This window comes from Akkermansia sp. 54_46, assembly GCF_001917295.1.
GTDB classification, from domain to species: Bacteria; Verrucomicrobiota; Verrucomicrobiia; order Verrucomicrobiales; family Akkermansiaceae; genus Akkermansia; species Akkermansia muciniphila.
On the sequence record NZ_MNUD01000001.1, the window covers coordinates 214,273 to 233,037 of the forward strand.

Genomic DNA, 18,765 nt, shown 5'->3' on the forward strand with positions numbered 1-18,765 from the left:
TTACCCCGCTTTATCTCCATGCCCCCCCTTTTTTCCATCATCATCCCCGTTTACCGTTCCGGCCCCTTCCTCAGGGACTGCCTGGACTCCATCAGGAACCAGACCCTGACGGACTGGGAATGCATCTGCATCAATGACGGCTCCCCGGACGACAGCGGAGCCATCCTGGACGAATACGCCCGGAAGGACGCCCGTTTCACCGCCATCCACCAGGACAACCGGGGCGTAAGCGCCGCGCGCAATGCGGGGCTCTCCGTGGCGAGGGGAAACTGGACCGCCTTTGTGGACGGGGACGATACCGTGGAGCCGGACATGCTGGCCTGCCTCCATGAGGAAGCTCTCCGCGCGCAGGAAGCCGCCCTCCTCTGCTATGGAATCAGCAAGGACTTCCATGCGGGCTCCCGGCTCATCCGCACGGAAACCACCCTTCCAAGCCGGAACCAGCACATCCCCGCGGGGGAAACGGGGGCTTTCCTGCGCTACCTGCTGACCAGCCTGGACATGGAATCCTCCTGCAACAAACTGTTCCGCACGGAACTCCTGAAAAAAAACGGCATTCTCTTCAATACCTCCGCCGTCGTGTTTGAAGACTTCCAGTTTGTCCTGGACTACCTTTCCGCCTGCGCCCCGGACATCATCCTGCTCAAAAAAGCCTTCTACCATTACCGCGCCCAGGAAACGGAAAACGGAGCGGCCAAGCGCAGCCGCTTCAATCTCGTCCGGGACATAGACGCGCTCACAACCAAATTCCTGGCCTGGGCCAGCACCCTTTCCCTTCCGCAGGAAGATATTCCCATTGTCAAAGGCTACATCCTGCAAAAAATCAGCGTGATTTTCCATGCCCTCCAGCGGCAGCCTTATGCCGCGCGCAGGGAAGTATTCCGGGACTTCCTTTCCAGCGGCCTGGCCGCCCGCAAGGCGGAGCTTCCCCTGTGCGGCCGCTACTTCCACCTCGTCTGCCGTCTGCTGGCGGCGCGCAGATACCGGATGGCCCACCTTCTGCTGAAGGCAAGGAACATTTAACCCTCTGCGCACCCTCATCCAAACGGCATCGCCCATACACAGCCTTTCAACAATATGACCCAGCCTCTCGTCAGCATCGTCATTCCGGTGTTCAATGTGGAACGCCATCTGCGCCAATGCCTGGATTCCGTTCTCCGCCAGACCCTGAAAGAATGGGAATGCATTTGCATAGATGACGGGTCGCCGGACGGCAGCGGAGCCATTCTGGACGAATACGGAAACAAAGACGCGCGTTTCAAAATCATCCACCAGCGGAACAGGGGCGTTTCCGCCGCACGCAATCTGGGCATCAAACTGGCCTCCGCCCCTTATTTGACATTCATTGACTCGGACGACTGGGTTGAGGACGACGCGCTGGAAAGCCTCCTTTCCGCCATGGAGGAATCCTGCGCCGATATGGTGATGTGTTCCATCTGCATCCATCAGGAAAATCATCAGGAGGTTTCCATGGAAACGCCTTACCCTCCCTCCGGAAACATGCGGGACGAATACGCGGTGACTGAAAAATCCTTCTCCGGAGCGGCTCTGGTAGACGTCTCCATCTGGGCGAAACTTTTCAGCGTGGAAACGATCCGCGCCCATCAAATCCACTTTGCGCCGGAACTCAAAGTCTCCGAAGATATGGAATTTTCCACCCGGATGCTCTGTCACAGCCGCCGCGTCTCCATCATCCGGAAACCCCTGTACCATTACCGTGCCGGCCACGAAAGCAGCATTATGAACAATATTGTCCGCGGAAGAATGAAAACGTCGGATTTCATCAATTCCATCAATGCCATCTACCGCCTCTACCGGTGCGTCCCCTCCGGCCTGGAACGCGGGGAATGCAGGGAACGCATCACAGGCACGCTGAGAAGGGCCCTTTCCGGAAAAAACTTCTACCGGCAAATCATCCGGCAGCTTGACCACAAGGATCAGGCTGCCATCGCGGCCTCAACCTCCTTCCCTTACATGAATTACCTGAGGAGGGGGAAAAAGCTTGCTTCTCTCCAGATGATTCTGCGGCACCTCAGAATGCAGTTCGGCCTCGGAACCCGTCTTCAGGCTCTCTCAAACGCCGTTAGAAACTCTTTTAAAAGCTGACGCCCAATGAAGATAGGCATTATCACCATCCATTATTCGTTCATCACCCGCAACTACGGCTCCCTGATGCAGTTATATGCCATGCAGCAGGTGTTGGAAGGAATGTCCGTTCAATCCGCCCTGATCAAGCAGCTCCCCAGACCGCTTCCCGTCCCCCCCCCTCCCACAACTCGGCAAAAACTGGACTATTACTGTCGGCATCCCTGGAATTTGCTTGCCCGCTGCGCCCGTTCCCTGAAACCGGAACGGAAAGCCCCGCGGCCTGCCCCTTCATTTGAATCCTTTATTAAACAGGAGATACATTCCCTGTCCCCCATTTTCCTCCCCGGAGAACTCAACGCGCAAGAACTGGATTTTGACGCATACCTGGCGGGCAGCGACCAGATATGGACATCCTGCGAACCGGAAAAACTCCTGGATTTCGCCCCTGCCGGCAAGCGCATAGCCTATGCCGCCAGCGCGGCATGGGGGAAGCAGCCCCCGGAATGGCTTGCTCTGGCCCAGCGGGAATTCCCTAAATTCTCCGCCATTTCCGTACGGGAAAAACACGGGGTGGAAATATGCCGGAAAGCCGGCGCAGAAAAAGTGGAAGTTGTTTTGGACCCCACACTGCTCCTGGACCGCCGGGAATACTCCCGGCTGACGGAAGGGAGGCCGCCGTACTTTTCCGAACCGTGCGTCCTGGGTTATTTTCTCAACACAGGCCAGCTTTCCCGGCTTCCCTGGAAGCAGGTGAAAGAGGCCGGGAAAAAAATGCGCGCCCCGCTCCGCGTCATTCCTCTCCAGGGAGCGGAATGCTGCATCCCGGAAAAATATTCCATCTCCCCGGATCCTTATGAATTCCTGCAGGCCTTCCAGGAAGCCCTCTGCATCATCACCAATTCCTTCCATGGCACAGTATTCGCGCTTATCATGCGCAAGCCCTTTATAACCATTCTTCAAAAAGGAGAAACAGCCGTCCAGAACACGCGTATTTTCTCCCTGCTGGAATCTCTGGGGCTGGAAGACAGGATCTACCATCCGGAAAAAGGCTCCATGGCCGAACAACTGGACCGTCCCATTAACTGGACGGCCGTCGAACGGAACTGGGAGGCTCTGCGCATTCATTCCATGGAGTTCCTGAAAAACGCCATTCAACAATGCACCTCCGCTACCCGCCATGGCTGAAGAAAACAGCAACAAACGCATTGCCCGCAACACCATACTGCTTTACACCCGTTCGTTGATCAATCTGGTCATCGGGCTGTACACGTCGCGCCTTACCCTGGACGCGCTGGGAATACCGGATTACGGGATTTACAACGTCGTCGGCAGCCTGGTGGCGCTCTTCGGCCTGTTCAACGGCAGTCTGAACACGGCGATCAGCCGGTTCATCACCTATGAACTGGGAAGGAACAACAACCAAAGGCTGAACAAGGTTTTTTCCTCCTCCCTGAGCATCCTCTTCATTTTTGCCCTGGTGATATTCATCATGGGAGAAACCGTGGGGCTGTGGGCAATTAATTGCCGCATGGTTTTTCCCGCGGACCGAATGAATGCCGTCAACTGGGTCTATCAGATTTCCCTGATGACATTCCTGGTAAGCCTGCTCAACGTGGCGTACACCGCTACGCTGGCTGCGCATGAAAATTTCCGGGTGCTGGCGACAGTAGAAATCCTGTTGACAGGGGTCAAAGTAATATGCGTCATCCTGCTGTATTACGTTCCCATGGACAGGCTGATTTACTTTGCCGGGTACAGCTTCCTGCTCACCCTGGCTTCGAGCGGCTTTTACGTCTTTTATTGCATGCGGCATTACCCCATCTGCCGCTACCGGGCCATCCTGGACAAGCCATTCCTCAAGGAAATGGGAGCATTTTATTCATGGAACCTCTTCGGCTCCATCGCCTGGCTGCTGAAAGGTTCCGGCATCAACGTGGTCATCAACCTCTTTTTCGGCGTACTCATCAACGCCGCGCAGGCCGTGGCGTCCCAGGTATCCGCCGGGGTCACGGCCCTGATGGGAAGTTTTTCCAGCGCCATGCAGCCGCAAATCACGAAAAGCTACGCGGCGGGAGACTACGAACACATGTGGAAACTTGTCTTCAACGGAACGCGCTACAGCTTCTTTCTGCTGGCCGTCTTCATTCTCCCCCTGTGCTTCAACATTGATTTCATCCTATCTCTCTGGCTCAAGGAAATTCCCGCGTACACCAACATCTTCGTTATCCTTTTCCTGGCCAATGTGCTGGCGGAAAGCTACTCCACCTATTTGATCACCGTTCTCCTTGCTACAGGGAAAATCGCTTTCTACCAGGCCAGCGTGGGAACAATCCTCCTGTTGAACGTCCCGTTAAGCTATCTGGCCTTCCAATGGGGATATCCACCCGTTTCTTTCCTTGTAGTATCCATTATTCTGACGTTCGCTGCGTCTGCCCTGAGACTTTTCCTGCTAAAGAAAAGATTTTCCTTCTCCATTACTCTCTTTCTTCGTTCCGTCTTTCTCAAAACGCTTCTTACTATTCTCCTGGTCAGCGCGTTGAATTTCATGTTGCTGAATCTTCGCTCACTCCTTCCATATGGGAATATCCTCGTGCTTCTCTTCTCCTGTCTTATTTCCATGGGAGGCATTTACATCCTAGGCCTCAACTCGGAAGAACGCCGCATTGTCATCGTGCAGGCAAAAAAATACCTTCACCGTTAACTCTTCATTCACGAACATGATCATTTTGGAAAACAAATACGATTGTTGCGGCTGCCACGCCTGCGTGACAATCTGCCCCCGGAAATGCATTTCCATGCATCCGGATCAGGAAGGCTTCCTTTATCCGTCAACTGATCAAAACCTCTGCGTGGACTGCCATCTGTGCGAGAACGTCTGCCCCATGATTTCACAGAAGGAAGAAAGAAAAAACGCCGCGGAAGAGGCAGACAGAGAACCAATCAAAGCGTATGCCGCACGCAGCGGAGATAGCCTAACGGCGCAGAACAGCGCTTCCGGAGGAATATTTCCCATTTTGGCAGAGAAGGTATTGAATGAGGGAGGAGTCGTTTTTGGAGCCAGGTGGGACGAAGATTTCATGGGAGTCCGGCACGATTTCATCACAGACAAAAAAGACCTGTATCTTTTCCAAGGCAGCAAATATGTCCAATCCACCATAGGAAACGCATTCTTTCAGGTCCGTGATTTTCTGAAATCAAACCGTAAAGTCCTTTTTTCCGGAACTCCGTGCCAAATTCAAGGGCTGAAAAAAGTCATCCGGAAAAACTCCGAACTTTTAATTACCGTTGATATTGCCTGCCATAGCGTACCGTCTCCGAAGGTTTGGAAGTCCTTTTTCCGCAATCTGATCGCCAAGAACAGGATTTCCGATGTTTCCGGCGTTTTCATGAGAAAAAAGACTTTCTCTCCTGCGCGGGGCTGGAGATGTGATTCCTTCGTGGTGGAATCAACCAACACCCCACCCCTTGAAGATTCCATTTATGAAACCGCCTACGGACGCGGTTTTTTGGAAGGCATGTTTTCCCGCCCGTCATGTGAAAAATGCCCTGCCAAAAATATGGAAAGCGGCAGCGATATCACGCTTGGAGATTTTTGGGGAGTGGAAAACTATTTTCCGGATCTGGTCATGCAAGAGGGGCTTTCCATCATTATCTGCAAGACGCCCAGGGCTCACGCATTGCTGGAATCTGTGCGCGGCTCTCTGTCCGTTTTACGTCCTGCCGAATATAAATGGGCGGCAGCGCATAATGAGGGATTACGTTTTGATCCCCGGAAAAACCCTCATCGGGACTCCTTTTTCCGGAAGCTGGCCAAATGCCGTTCCGATCAGGCGGCGGTCAATCTGATGGAATCATATTTTCGCCCTAAGCTTCTTGCAAAGATAAAGACGAAATTAAAATCCGTGTTGAAATGTATTCTTTACCGCTCACTGTTCCTTGCCGGCAGAAAAGAAAAAAACCACTCTGAAAAGTCTTAACAGTTGCCTGAATAAACTGATTATCAAAGACCTGCATAGTAATCGTCTGAAATGCGACACCTTTCAGATTTAAACACGTTCCGATCAACATGAATAAATGTATAGAGGAGAAAACAGGAAGGCTGAGATACTTTGACGCCCTCCGGGGCTTTTCCATGATTTTCGTCGTATTCAGTCATGTAGTACTTTTCTCCATGGGCCTGACCGACGTGAAGGACAGTACTGTAAACTGGGTGATCATGACTTTCCGGATGCCGCTGTTCTTTTTTGTCAGCGGCTTCTTCGCCTACAGGGTTTGCACGAAATGGACCGCCTCCCTTGTGGGTGACGTCATCAAAAGGAAGATTCAGGCACAGGTAATTGGAACGATTGTGTTTTGTTCCCTGTTCCTGTTTTGTCAGGGTCAGGGAATCTTTACATGGCTGCACACGGGTTTCCAGGGATATTGGTTTACCATCACCCTGTTTCAGATGTTTTTAATCTTCCTGTCTCTGTTATCCAGGTTATGTTGCACGGAGCGCATGCTGGACATCGGGCTCCTGCTCGTTTCTTCCGTCTATTTCCTCTCTTTTGGGGTGCCGGTAATAAGAGAATTCTGGGATTCCCCGCTGGGAGGCATATTGTGTGAGTATGAGGTAACCCGCTATTTCCAGTTTTTTGCATTGGGAATCTTTTGCCGCAAGTACTGGAACCAGTTTGCACGGTTATTAACAAAGGATTGGTTTAAAACCTTTTTCATAGTTATTTTTGTGATGTGTCTTTGTTTTATGAATTTAATTGAAAATTCCCAAATATCCCCACACCAATTCCACCAAGATAGTCGGCATTCTTGTACGATATGCCGGTTTAATAGTCGTAGTTTCATTCTTCTTCAGCAAGGAGAGATACTTTAACGAAGGCAATATCTCTGGTAATCTTCTGGAATACATCGGCCGGCGCACATTGGACATTTACCTTCTCCATTTCTTTTTCCTTCCCAATCTGAAATTCTTACAGCCATTTTTAACCACAGGCAATACGGTCATCATTCAACTGTTTGTCGGCATCACCGTATCAGCAGCCATCATCACCCTCTGTTTATTGATAAGCAATGTATTTCGTTCCAGCAACTTTCTTGCGTCCTGGCTGTTTGGCGTCAAACCGCCTCCAAAGTAAAGAAATTCACGGCGCCCCATACCTGACAGCTCCATGGATGGTTCTTGAATAAAAAAGAAAGTCCCAGTTTCATAAGCGCCAAACGCAAAACATATTAGATATTTTCCAAAATTCTCATCCATATGAAGCAAATCACTTCACTCAGAGGGCTGGCGATTATTCTGATCATTCTTTTCCATCTCAATCCGGAGCATTTCCCCTACGGCTACTTCGGCGTAGAAGTATTTCTGGTGATTTCAGGCTACCTGCTTATGAAATCCTTCCAGAAACAGCAGATGCAAATCCGTCTGGGGGAATTTGCCCGTAAAAAAGTGTTAAGGCTGTTTACCCCGGTTGCCGTCATCATTCCGCTTACCCTCCTGGCCGGCATGTTCTTTCTGGACTACACGGACCTGGCGACAGCCAGCTCCACAGGCGGATATACGCTGATAGGCGCCGCAAACAGGTTCCTGGCCGTCATCCAGTCCGACTATTTCGCGCAGGATTCTTCCGGCAATCCGTTCCTTCACATGTGGTACCTGGCGGTGACGGCGCAGATTTATCTTCTGTTCGCGGGGGGATGCGTCCTGTACCGCTACCTTCCCAAACGGGCAGCCGCCTCTCTTTTCTGGATCGCCGGCATCGGGTCCTTTCTCTGGGCCTATTCCTATCCCATTCACAACCTGTTGCAGGAAATCGGAGTGCCCGTCTGGGAGCAGGTCCGCCCCACCTCCCATTACATGACGCTGCCCCGTTTATGGGAGGTTTGCGCGGGGATTTTGTTAGCAATCTACCCCCCCCCCTTAAGTTCAACACGTTGCGAAAACCGCAAGAAAAACGCTCTCCTCTTTCTTCTTGGAATATTATGCATCCTCGTGCCTGCCCTTTCCCGCGGAAAGGATGTCTCCCTCTGCTCGGCGGCCGTAGTTTTGGGGACATGCCTGGTAATCCGGTATGCGGAACCCGGCAGGCTGGCTCACTGCTTCAACAATAAACTTCTGCTGTGGATTGGAGGAATCTCATTCTCCCTTTACCTGGTGCATATGCCCCTCATCGCGTTCTATCATTCGTGGTTTCTCCATGCTCCCGGATGGCCCGGCATGCTTGCCATCGGAGCGGCGTCCACAGTCCTGGGTGGTCTCCTGTACCTTGCAGTAGAGAAAAAGCGCATGAAGATGAAATGGTTTATCCCCCTGTACCTTTTCGCATTGCTTCTATGCGTTGCAGGAAGGCAGACGGAAGGATTCCGGAACTACATCAACCAGGAAATCAACTCCATTTCCAGCCCCCAGCTGCATGGCGCATCGGAAATCAAATCTCCTGAAGCCGCCCAGGGATTTGATAAGGAAGCCATCAAATTCAATAACAACATCTTTGCCTTCGTCAGCAAAACCGATTTCAAGGGAAGTGCGGAACCCGGCCTGCTGCAGCTGGGTTCCCCTGCCAAAGCTCCATCCATAGTCCTGCTGGGGGACAGCCACGCCTCTGCGGCCTTTTGCGGATTGGACGCCGTATGCAGGGAATTGGATATCTCCGGGATTTACGTTTCTTCCGTCATTTCCCCATTCTGGAACAGGGAATTGCCCGCTCTGCCGTTTGATGCAAGTTACTATTGCGACGAGAAAAAAATAAAGGCCCTCATGGCATGGCTGAATGTCCATCCGGAAATTAGCCATGTGGTGATAGCCCAGCACTGGAGCACCCGTTACGACAGTAAAAATGTAATGGACTGGAAGCTGAAGCCGCTTCCCTCCGGAGAACCTGCCTATTCAGACTCTCTCCGTGCGTTTATCTCCGAACTGCGGGCGATGGGCAAGCAAGTCATCCTGCTGGCCCCCACTCCGCTCATCAAGAAAAATGATGTGGCCAAGTACATCAGGAACCTCATACGCAGAGGGAAAACGGGAAAAGGCCAGGAAAGCCTTACCTGCACGCGGCAAAAATACAGGGAAGATCACGCCGCCGTACTTCCCATCCTTGACCGTCTTGAACAGGAAGGGCTCTGCACCGTCCTGCGCATACTTCCCTATATACCGGAAGACAGGCCGTTCAACGCCTATGAACACGGGGAAATCCTGTACAAGGATGGCGACCACATGTCCAGTAAAGGCTCCATCAAGCTCTTCCGGTACCTGAAACCCCAGTTAAAGGAAGCGCTGAAAAAAGAATCCACGGCATCATCAGGTTCATAAAAGCCATAGCCGTGAACACGTCCGCCGCAGAGCCGGCTAGAAAACATTTAAATAAAACCGGCTTTTGTGGAAGCTATAGAGTTTTCTTTTGGAAAAAATGTCCTTGCATGATGAATAATGCGTCAAATATTTAACACTTTTTGTCATACATTGAACATATTTTCATATTTCTTTTCTGGTATTGAAGATACACTTGCTAAAAATAAAAATATTGTTATTGTATTTTTCCCCTCTAATTATGCAACATAAAACCATTATTGCTACATGTGCGGCCATGGCCGCTTTTTCCGGCATGGCTACTGCCGATATCCAGCTTCCCCTGGATGTTTTAAACGCCAATAACGGCGGCAAGACATTCTCCGCCCAGCTGGGAGCAGGCTACGCCACCAAATACATCAGCCGCGGTCTGGCTTTCCAGAATTCCGCAAGCGATCATGTCATTCCCCTGGAAGCCGTCGGCGCCTATCAATTGAACAATCAATATTCCCTGATAGGCGGATTAAAATATCAGTGGCTGACGGATAATGGTCTGGAACACAATGATTCCGGCATTTGCGACGAAGGATCGGCCATTTTAGGTGTCAGCCGCAAATTCGGAAAATCCACTGTCGCGGCTCTGAGTTACCAGTTTGTTCATGGCGGTATCCCCGGAAGTTTCAACATCCACAATACAGGCAACAACTCCGGCTTCCCTGCTTTCAGCCACAACAGGCCGGAAGAACACAGCTTCGTTCTGGACATTCACCATGACTTCGGCAAAGGGCTGGAAAACTTCTTCTGGGACTGCCGCGTACAATATACGTTCCGCTGGATGACTGGCTGGTGGTTCACCAATACTCTGGGATACAAGTATGACGTCAACAAATCCACCTCCGTCATCGTGGCGGGCACCTGGAACGCCACTGCCGGCTATTTTGACAGCAATTCCCTGAACGCCAATGGAACCCAGGGCATTTCCCTGACGGTTTCCGCCCCTGTCAAGGCCACGAAAGACCTGACTGTGACTCCGTTCGTGGGTACGGTATGGCTCGGCAACGGCGGCCTGGCGGCCAACCACCGCGGCGCCTCCGCCCGCTTCCCCTACAGGGAGCCCTCCAAGGTTTACCGCAATTTCACCTTCGTCGCCGGGGTAGGAGTTGCCTACACCTTCTAACAATCTGGCTGTCATTCACTCAACCAACGCAAGCTCCGGCATGTGCCATCAATCATGCCGGAGCTTTTCTTAACTCCCCATGCCCCTGTCCGCCGTTTTCCACACTTCCTCCCTTCAGAAGCAAGTGGCCGCCCTGAGCGACGCATTCGCCATCGCAGGAGAATTCCTCCATTGCGACGTCATTAACAGCGGCCATATCAACATGACCTTCCGGGCCACCTACAGGAAGCCGGACGGCACCACCCGCCGCTACATCTTCCAGCGCGTGAACGATGCCGTGTTCCCATGCCCCAGGGATGTCATGCACAACGTGGAAAAGGTGACCAACCACATCCGCTGGAAAATGCTCCGGGTGCTGAAAACGCCCTTCCGCCAGACGCTGAACCTGTACTCCGCGCGGGGCGGCCGCAAATATCTGGAAATTCCCGGTTCCGGCTTCTGGCGCTGCTACAACTGCATAGAAAACACCCACACGTTCGACGTGGCGGACCATCCCCGCCAGGCTTACGAAGCAGCCCGCGCTTTCGGCGCTTTCCAACAGCTCCTGTGTGACATGAATCCGGAGGACATCCATGAAACCATTCCGTTCTTCCACCATACCCGCAGACGCTTTGACCATTTGGAAAAAGCAGCGGCAGCGGACTCCCACGGACGGCTGAATACCTGCCGCAAGGAGCTGGACTTCATCCGCCGCCGTGAACGTTATGTGGACGTGCTGCTGGATCTCCAGGAACGGGGGGAGCTCCCCGTCAGAATCGTCCACAACGACACGAAAATCAACAATGTGATGCTGGACAGGGAGACGGACAAGGCTGTCTGTGTCATTGACCTGGACACCGTCATGCCCGGGAGCGTCCTGTACGATTTCGGAGACATGGTGCGCACCATGACCTCCCCTGCGGCTGAAGATGAAGAAAATCTGGATAAAACCTTCCTGCGCATGCCCATGTTCGAGGCCGTCGTCAAGGGATACCTGGAGGCCGCCAGGGACTTCATCACGCCGCAGGAAGTCTCCAAACTCGCTTTTTCCGGTCTGCTCATCACGCTGGAAACGGGAATCCGCTTCCTGACAGACTACCTGGAAGGGGACGTTTATTTCAAAACGAAAAAAGAACGGCACAACCTGCACCGGGCCCGCACCCAGCTCAGGCTGGTGGAAAGCATGGAAGAGCAAATGCCTGAAATGGAAGAATGCGTCCGGAAATGCTTCCAGACTGTTAACGGCTGAGAGGGCATGACCGGCATCACCCCAATTTTATGATAGTACCGGAACGCGGGCTGGTGCTATACTGCGGGGCATGTTAAAAAATATTTCTCCCCTCATCAGCCCTTCCCTGCTGAAAATTCTTGCGGAAATGGGGCATGGCGACGAAATCGTCTTTTCAGACTCCCACTTCCCCGGCCATACCTTCAACCCTACGGTGCTGAGGGCGGACGGACTGGGAGCGGATGCCCTGCTGGCTGCCGTCATCCCCCTCTTTGAACTGGATGCCTACGCAACGCCCGTCATCATGATGGCCCCGGTTCCGGGGGACTCTCTGGACCCTGCGGTGGAAGCCAAATACCGCAAGGCGCTGAACTATGACGGGGAAATTGAGCAAATGGAGCGCTACGCTTTTTATGAACGGGCCAAAAAGGCCTATGCCGTTGTTATTACCGGGGAAACGGCCAAATACGGCAACATCATCCTGAAAAAAGGCGTTACCCCTCTTTCCTGACCATTGGCCGCCAGACAAACCTTCCATGCAGTACGATTTTGACGAAGTAATTGAGCGCCGCGGCACCGGAGCCCTGAAATATGAAGCGCTGCTTCCCCGCTGGGGCCGGGACGACCTGATTCCCCTGTGGGTGGCAGACATGGACTTCAGGACGCCTCCCTTCATCATGGAAGCTATCCGACGCCGCTGCGAGCACGAAATCCTGGGATATACCGTCAAGCCCCGCGCTTTCTTTGAAGCCATCAGGGACTGGGTGGACCGACGCCACGGGTGGAAGGTGAACGCCTCGGAAATAGGCTTCGCTCCGGGCATTGTTCCCGGCATTTCCAGCGCCATCCAATGCTTTACGGAACCGGGGGACAAAATCATGATCCAGCCTCCGGTGTACCACCCCTTTGCCATGATCATCCGGGAAAACGGCCGGGAAATCGTCAACAATCCCCTCATTCTGGAAAACGGCCGCTACCGCATGGACTTCAACCACATGCAGGAAGCCGTGCATGGCTGCCGCATGTTCATCCTGTGCAATCCCCACAACCCCGGAGGCCGCGTATGGAGTCCGGAGGAATTGCGCCGCGTGGCTGAAATCTGTACGGCAAACGGCACGCTGGTCGTTTCTGATGAAATCCATGCGGATCTGACCCTTCCCGGCCGCAGGCACACCGTATTCGCCACCGTTTCCGAACAGGCCCGCATGAACTCCGTCACCTACATGGCGCCCAGCAAGACCTTCAACGTGCCCGGCCTGGGCAGTTCCTACGTGATTTGCCAGAATCCGGACCTGTTCGCGAAATACCAGGACTTTGTCAGCGGCAGGGAGCTTGCGGAAGGGCACGTTTTCGCGTACGACGGGCTCATCAGCGCCTATTCAGGCCCGGAAGGGGAGGAATGGCTGGCCCAGGCGCTGGACTACATTCAGGAAAACATCCGCTTCATTGACGCGGAACTGCGCCGCCGCATGCCCAAAATCAAGGCCATCATGCCGGATGCCTCCTACCTGGTCTTTCTGGACTGCCGGGAACTGAACCTTTCCCAGAAGGAACTGGTGGCGTTTTTTGTGGACGGCGCGCGCCTGGCTCTCAACGACGGTTCCATCTTCGGCAAGGAAGGGGAAGGCTTCATGCGCCTGAACGCGGGATGTCCCCGCTCGATTCTGGAACGGGCGCTCAGCCAGCTGGAGGAAGCCTATGAAAACCGCGGCTTCCGGCAACAACAATCACAAAATTAAAGACACGCCTCACGCTCCCCGGCAATGGAATTCATTTCCGGAACCATGCATTGGGGGAATTTTCCAGGGGACATCCGGCCCCGCCGTATTTTCTCCTGTTGAGCCCCTTGCGGAGAAGGCTGCGGCGCGGTGGAAAGGGAATATCCGCACACCCCCTTCCGCCGTTTCGCCCGCGGCCCCCCTTACTTTCCCATCCCATGCTGAAAAACACGCCCGGGATGCCGCCATGACTTTGCTTGCAAAACGGCAGGAAAGGAGTATCGTCCCCCGCATGTACTATATCACCACGGCCATTGACTACACCAACGGACCGCCCCACATCGGGCACGCTTATGAAAAAGTCCTGGCGGACGTTCTCGCGCGCTGGCACCGGATGAAGGGGGAGGAAGTCTATTTCCTGACCGGGGTGGACCAGCATGGGCAGAAAGTGCAGCAGACGGCTGAAAAGCTGGGCATTACGCCGCAGGAGCATGTCAACAATATCACGGGGCAATTCCTGGCGCTGTGGGACCGCCTGGGAATCAGCAATGACGGATGGGCCTCCACGACGGATCCGCGCCACAAGGCCTGCGTGCAGAAAATCCTGACGGACCTGAAGGATAAGGGCCAGCTTTACAAAAAATCCTACAAGGGATTCTACTCCGTGCGCCAGGAACAGTTCCTGACGGACAAGGAACGGGACGCGGAAGGCAACTTCGGCCCGGAATGGGGGGAAGTGGTGGAACTGGAGGAAGAAAACTGGTATTTCCGCCTGACCGACCATGTGGAATGGATGAAGCAGTTCGTGGAAAAGAGCAGTGATTTTGTCCTTCCGTCCTTCCGCAAGGCGGAAGTGCTCAACGCCATTGACTTTGACTCGGACCTCTGCATTTCCCGCCCCAAGAGCCGCCTTTCCTGGGGAATCGAGTTCCCGTTCGACCCCGAATTCGTCACCTACGTCTGGTTTGACGCCCTGATCAACTACATTTCCTTCGCCGGCTACCTGGCGGAGCCGGACAGCGGCCTGCCGGATTTTGCCAAGCTCTGGCCCGCGGACTGCGAAGTCATCGGCAAAGACATCCTGGTGCCCGCCCACGGCGTGTACTGGCCCGCCATGCTGCATGCCATGGGCTTCTCCGACGAGGAAATGCCCACCCTGCTCGTGCACGGCTGGTGGAACATCAACGGGGAAAAAATGTCCAAATCCATCGGCAACGTGGTGGACCCCAACCTGCTGGCGGAACAGTTCGGCCCGGAACCCGTGCGCTATTACCTGGTGCGGGACATCACCACCGGGAAGGACGCCAACTTTGATGCGGACCGCCTGGTCATGCTGTACAATACGGAGCTGGCCAACGACCTCGGCAACCTGTGCAACCGCTCCATCAATATGACGCGCCGCTATTGCGATTCCGTTATCTCCGGCGCGGAGGCATATGATGACGAAGCCTCCAGGGCCCTGCGCGCCACCATGGACCAGGCCGTCACCCTGTTTTCCAAATACATGGACGACAACATGGTCTCCGATGCCCTGGCGGCCCTGAACGCCCAGGTTTCCGCCTGCAACGCGTACATTGAGCAGCAGCAGCCCTGGCAGCTGGCCAAGGATGAAGCCTCCGCCCCACGCCTCCGCTGCGTGCTGCGCCATTTGCTGGAATGCTGCGCCCAGACGGGCTATCTCATCGGCTGCGTCCTCCCTGACGCCTCCGCCCGCATTCTGGACCAGCTCAACGCCGGGGACCTGTTCCGGAGCCTTACGCCGGCCGCGCTGGAGTGGGGAATCCTCCCCGCAGGGCACCGCATCAATGAGCCCGCCCCCGTCTTTCCCCGCATTCTTTCGGATGAGGAAAAGGCCAAACTGGCTGAAAAAGCGGCCAGGGCGGCAAAAAAACAAGGCTGATTCCCGTGAACTCCCCCGCATCCTTCGTCAAATCCCTGCTGGCCCAATGCTGCCTGGGCGGCATTTGCGAGTGGGTGGTCTGCCCCGGCGCGCGCAACATGGCGCTGCTTCAGGTGCTGGCTGCCGCGGAGGATCTGGTGAAATGGACTCACTTTGACGAACGGTCCGCCGCCTTCTTTGCGCTGGGCCGCATTCAGGATATGGGGCTGCCCGTGGCCGTGGTCACTACCTCCGGAACGGCAGCGGCGGAACTGCTCCCCGCCGTGGTGGAGGCCTACTACCAGCGCCGCCCCCTGCTCCTGCTCACGGCGGACCGCCCGGCGGCCTGCCGGGGTTCCGCCGCACCCCAAGCCATCGAACAGGCGGATCTGTTCGGCATTTACGCACCCACAATTGACCTGGAAACGCCGGAAAGCCTGCCGGAAGACATTCTGCAAGACTGGGATTACGCCTCCCCCCTCCACATCAACGTGTGCCTGCCGGACCCGGACCCTGCCTGGAACCCCGGCAGCTGCGACCTTTACCCGGCGGAACCTCCGGAGGAAAACGGATTCCGGGGCTCCCTGGCAGAACTGGCCCGGGTCCTGCGCTTCAAATCGCGCGACGGGCTGGTAGTCATGATCGGCGGCCTGGACCCCACGGAACAGGCCCCGGCCCGGTGGCTGGCCAACGAACTGAAAGCCCCCGTGGTGGCGGACGCCACCTCCGGGCTCCGGGAAGAGCTGGCCCATCTGGCCCTGACGGACGCGGACGCCCTGCTGAGGGAACATCCGCCCGCCGTCCTGCTTAGATTAGGGGACGTGCCCGTGGGCCGCTTCTGGCGCGACCTAGAGGACATTCCAGCCACGGAAGTCTTCTCCGTCACCCGCACCGGCTTCTCCGGGCTGGCCCGCCCCTCCACCGTCGTCACCGGAAATCTGGAGGCTATTCTGCATGCGCTGGGGGATATAGATACCGTGGGCGACGTGAACGGACTGCGCTCCATGAACAAACGCAGAAAAGCCCTGATGGAGGAACTGCTCATCACCTGCCCGGAAAGCGAACAGGCCATGGTGCGCTCCTTCTCCTGCTTTGCCGCGGACGGAGACTGCATTTACCTGGGCAACTCCATGCCCGTGCGGTACTGGAACAGCTTCGCCCAGACAGCCATCCCCACGGAAAACGTCCGCGCCAACCGGGGAGCCAACGGAATTGACGGGCAAATCTCCGGTTTTCTGGGGGTCTCCGCCCGCTGCTCCCGTTCCTGGGCCCTCGTGGGCGACCTGACCGCCATGTATGATTCCAATGCCCTGGCGCTCCTTCCCCAACTGGACAGGGGCACCCGCGTCCTCGGCGTCATCAATAACGGGGGCGGCGGCATCTTCCGCGCCCTGCCCGGGGCGGACGGACACTCCGAAGCCATGAGGAAACTGCTGGTGCAACCCCACGCCCATTCCTTCAAGGCCATTGCGGAACAATGGGGAATGCGCTACCTGGCGATCCGCACGGCGGAGGACTTCGACCAGCTTGATTCCCTGGAGGAAAACAGCCAGACGCTTGTAGAACTTATCCCGGACAGGGAACAGACGGAACAGATGCGCCTCCGGCTGGCTAACGCCTAAATGAAGACAAGCCTTTACCAAAGACCGGAGCGAAGACGATCCTCCGCCCGGCCATATCTTGCGGTTCTCTCCACATGGCTTGAAAATACCAGATAAAAATAACATTTCCTCCATCTGACCATAGGGGAATTTCTTTCTTGCCTGACGAAGAGAAGAAAACAGCCTCACTATGGTGGTATTCACCAAGCCGCATTCAACAGGGAAACGCCGGGCAACAGCATGTCCGTCTTAATTCATACGGAAGGAAGCGTCGCCCGCAATCCCTCTTTCCGCCTCCAGAATGCTCTGATGCAGTATCCCCGCCAAACAAACACTTCCCTGTACGGGCATGCAAAAACCGGGCGGAACATCAGTCCACCCGGTTTTTGCAACCGCCCGGCGCGAACGCCGGAGGCATGGGTTTTCCGGCTTCCCGCCGGGATCCCCGTTAAAGGTAGCTGCGCACCACGCCGGCGACGCGTTCACGTGCCGCGGCAATGCGCTTGCGCAATTCCAGCGTATAGGCCTCCATATCCCGGATGGGGGACTGGGCCACGCCGGAAATCATGGCCGCCTGGGCTACCGCCGGGCATTCCCATTCAATGATGCGGGGATCAATGGGCTTGGGAATCACGTAATCGATGCCGAAGCTGAGCGGGGCTCCCCCGTAAAGGTCAATCACCTCCTGAGGAACGGGTTCCTTCGCCAGATCAGCCAGGGAGCGGGCGGCGGCGATCTTCATCTGTTCATTGATGACAGAAGCGCGCACATCCAGGGCGGCACGGAAAATAAAGGGGAAGCAGGAAACATTGTTCACCTGGTTGGGCCAGTCGGAACGTCCGGATCCCATGATGCAGTCAGGCCGCGCTTTTTTGGCATCCTGGTAAGTGATTTCCGGGTCCGGATTCGCACAGGCGAAAATGATGGGGGAAGGAGCCATAAGCTTGACCATGTCCTGCGTGAGCAATCCCTTGGTGGAAAGCCCCAGGAACACGTCCGCTCCGGTGAGGGCCTCCTCCAGGGAACAATCTTCCGACTGGGAGAACTGGGCTTTCGTGGCGTGCAGGTCAATGCGCCCGGTATGAATCAGCCCCTTGGAGTCAAACATATAGATATGTTCGCGGCGCACTCCCAGCGTCATGTAGAACTTGGCGCAAGAAATGCCGGCGGCCCCGGCCCCGACGACGACGACCTTCATATCCTCCAGCTTGCGGCCCGTCAACTCGGCTGCGTTCAAAAGGGCGGCGCCGGAGATCACCGCCGTTCCATGCTGATCGTCATGGAACACGGGAATATTCATCTCCTGGCGGAGGCGTTCCTCCACCATGAAGCATTCCGGAGCCTTGATGTCCTCCAGATTAATAGCGCCAAAGGTGGGCTCCATGGTCTTGATCGTTTCAATCAGCTTTTCCGGCTCCTTCACGTTCAGCTCAATGTCAAAAACGTCAATGTCCGCGAATACCTTGAACAAAACGCCCTTGCCTTCCATCACCGGCTTGGCCGCATCAGGGCCGATATTGCCCAGCCCCAAAACGGCGGTGCCGTTGGTAATCACGCCCACCAGATTGGAACGTCCGGTATACAGGGCGCTCTGGGAAGGATCTTCCTGAATGCGGAGACAGGGTTCGGCCACGCCCGGGGAATAGGCAAGCGTCAAATCCCGTTGTGAAAAGCAGGGCTTGCAGGGAAGCGTTTCCACCTTGCCGGGGCGGGGCTGGGAATGATACTGCAAGGCGTCTAATCTAATATCGGAACTCATGATTGTAATGGAAAAACAAAAAAGCGAGCCTTGCTTGCACCACATAATCGCCATGCA

15 protein-coding genes are annotated in these 18,765 nt (G+C 55.1%); 13 read left to right on the forward strand and 2 right to left on the reverse strand.

Features of this window, described 5'->3' with window-relative positions; all coding sequences use genetic code 11:
* The first annotated feature begins 18 nt into the window (after positions 1–18).
* The 6 genes from BHW66_RS00860 to BHW66_RS00885 all read left to right on the forward strand — a co-directional run bounded on the left by BHW66_RS00860 (position 19) and on the right by BHW66_RS00885 (position 6,958).
* Positions 19–1,023, forward strand: a complete 1,005-nt coding sequence (locus BHW66_RS00860; RefSeq protein ID WP_102738136.1) for a glycosyltransferase — start codon at positions 19–21, stop codon at positions 1,021–1,023.
* Positions 1,024–1,077: 54 nt separating this feature from the next.
* A complete protein-coding gene (locus tag BHW66_RS00865; protein ID WP_102738137.1) occupies positions 1,078–2,106 on the forward strand; it encodes a glycosyltransferase family 2 protein in 1,029 nt (342 codons plus the stop codon).
* A gap of 6 nt (positions 2,107–2,112) precedes the next feature.
* On the forward strand, positions 2,113–3,273 hold the full coding sequence (locus BHW66_RS00870) for a polysaccharide pyruvyl transferase family protein (RefSeq protein ID WP_046435170.1): 1,161 nt from the start codon (positions 2,113–2,115) through the stop codon (positions 3,271–3,273).
* Positions 3,266–4,789, forward strand: a complete 1,524-nt coding sequence (locus BHW66_RS00875; RefSeq protein WP_046435169.1) for a hypothetical protein — start codon at positions 3,266–3,268, stop codon at positions 4,787–4,789. Before BHW66_RS00870 ends, BHW66_RS00875 begins: the two co-directional genes overlap by 8 nt.
* Positions 4,790–4,805: 16 nt before the next feature.
* The gene (locus BHW66_RS00880; RefSeq protein WP_102738140.1) at positions 4,806–6,065 is read left to right on the forward strand and encodes a Coenzyme F420 hydrogenase/dehydrogenase, beta subunit C-terminal domain; all 1,260 of its coding nucleotides are present in this window, start codon (positions 4,806–4,808) and stop codon (positions 6,063–6,065) included.
* 89 nt (positions 6,066–6,154) lie between these two features.
* On the forward strand, positions 6,155–6,958 hold the full coding sequence (locus BHW66_RS00885; RefSeq protein WP_046435167.1) for an acyltransferase: 804 nt from the start codon (positions 6,155–6,157) through the stop codon (positions 6,956–6,958).
* 135 nt (positions 6,959–7,093) lie between these two features.
* Here the strand turns inward: BHW66_RS00885 and BHW66_RS00890 are convergent, their stop codons facing one another.
* Complete coding sequence (locus BHW66_RS00890) at positions 7,094–7,342, reverse strand: hypothetical protein (RefSeq protein ID WP_046435165.1); 249 nt, start codon at positions 7,340–7,342, stop codon at positions 7,094–7,096.
* Here BHW66_RS00890 and BHW66_RS00895 point away from each other — a divergent pair, their 5' ends adjacent.
* The 7 genes from BHW66_RS00895 to menD all read left to right on the forward strand — a co-directional run bounded on the left by BHW66_RS00895 (position 7,343) and on the right by menD (position 16,970).
* Positions 7,343–9,391, forward strand: coding sequence for an acyltransferase family protein (locus tag BHW66_RS00895; protein ID WP_286688818.1), 2,049 nt, complete (start codon positions 7,343–7,345; stop codon positions 9,389–9,391).
* Between the two features lie 238 nt (positions 9,392–9,629).
* Positions 9,630–10,544 carry a hypothetical protein gene (locus tag BHW66_RS00900; RefSeq protein ID WP_046435160.1) on the forward strand — a complete coding sequence of 305 codons (915 nt, stop codon included), beginning with the start codon at positions 9,630–9,632 and terminating at the stop codon, positions 10,542–10,544.
* 79 nt (positions 10,545–10,623) lie between these two features.
* A complete protein-coding gene (locus BHW66_RS00905; protein ID WP_022197105.1) occupies positions 10,624–11,772 on the forward strand; it encodes an aminoglycoside phosphotransferase family protein in 1,149 nt (382 codons plus the stop codon).
* A 70-nt stretch (positions 11,773–11,842) separates the two neighbouring features.
* Positions 11,843–12,262 (forward strand): L-fucose mutarotase, encoded by a 420-nt coding sequence (gene fucU, locus BHW66_RS00910; RefSeq protein ID WP_046435158.1) that lies wholly within the window; start codon positions 11,843–11,845, stop codon positions 12,260–12,262.
* Between the two features lie 25 nt (positions 12,263–12,287).
* A complete protein-coding gene (locus BHW66_RS00915) occupies positions 12,288–13,490 on the forward strand; it encodes a MalY/PatB family protein (protein ID WP_046435155.1) in 1,203 nt (400 codons plus the stop codon).
* 226 nt (positions 13,491–13,716) lie between these two features.
* Positions 13,717–15,369 (forward strand): methionine--tRNA ligase, encoded by a 1,653-nt coding sequence (gene metG / locus BHW66_RS00920; RefSeq protein WP_046435245.1) that lies wholly within the window; start codon positions 13,717–13,719, stop codon positions 15,367–15,369.
* Between the two features lie 5 nt (positions 15,370–15,374).
* Positions 15,375–16,970: a 2-succinyl-5-enolpyruvyl-6-hydroxy-3-cyclohexene-1-carboxylic-acid synthase gene (menD, locus tag BHW66_RS00925; RefSeq protein ID WP_046435153.1), complete on the forward strand. Its 1,596-nt coding sequence runs from the start codon at positions 15,375–15,377 to the stop codon at positions 16,968–16,970.
* A gap of 427 nt (positions 16,971–17,397) precedes the next feature.
* Here the strand turns inward: menD and BHW66_RS00930 are convergent, their stop codons facing one another.
* A complete protein-coding gene (locus BHW66_RS00930; protein ID WP_046435244.1) occupies positions 17,398–18,708 on the reverse strand; it encodes a malic enzyme-like NAD(P)-binding protein in 1,311 nt (436 codons plus the stop codon).
* Positions 18,709–18,765 lie beyond the last annotated feature (57 nt).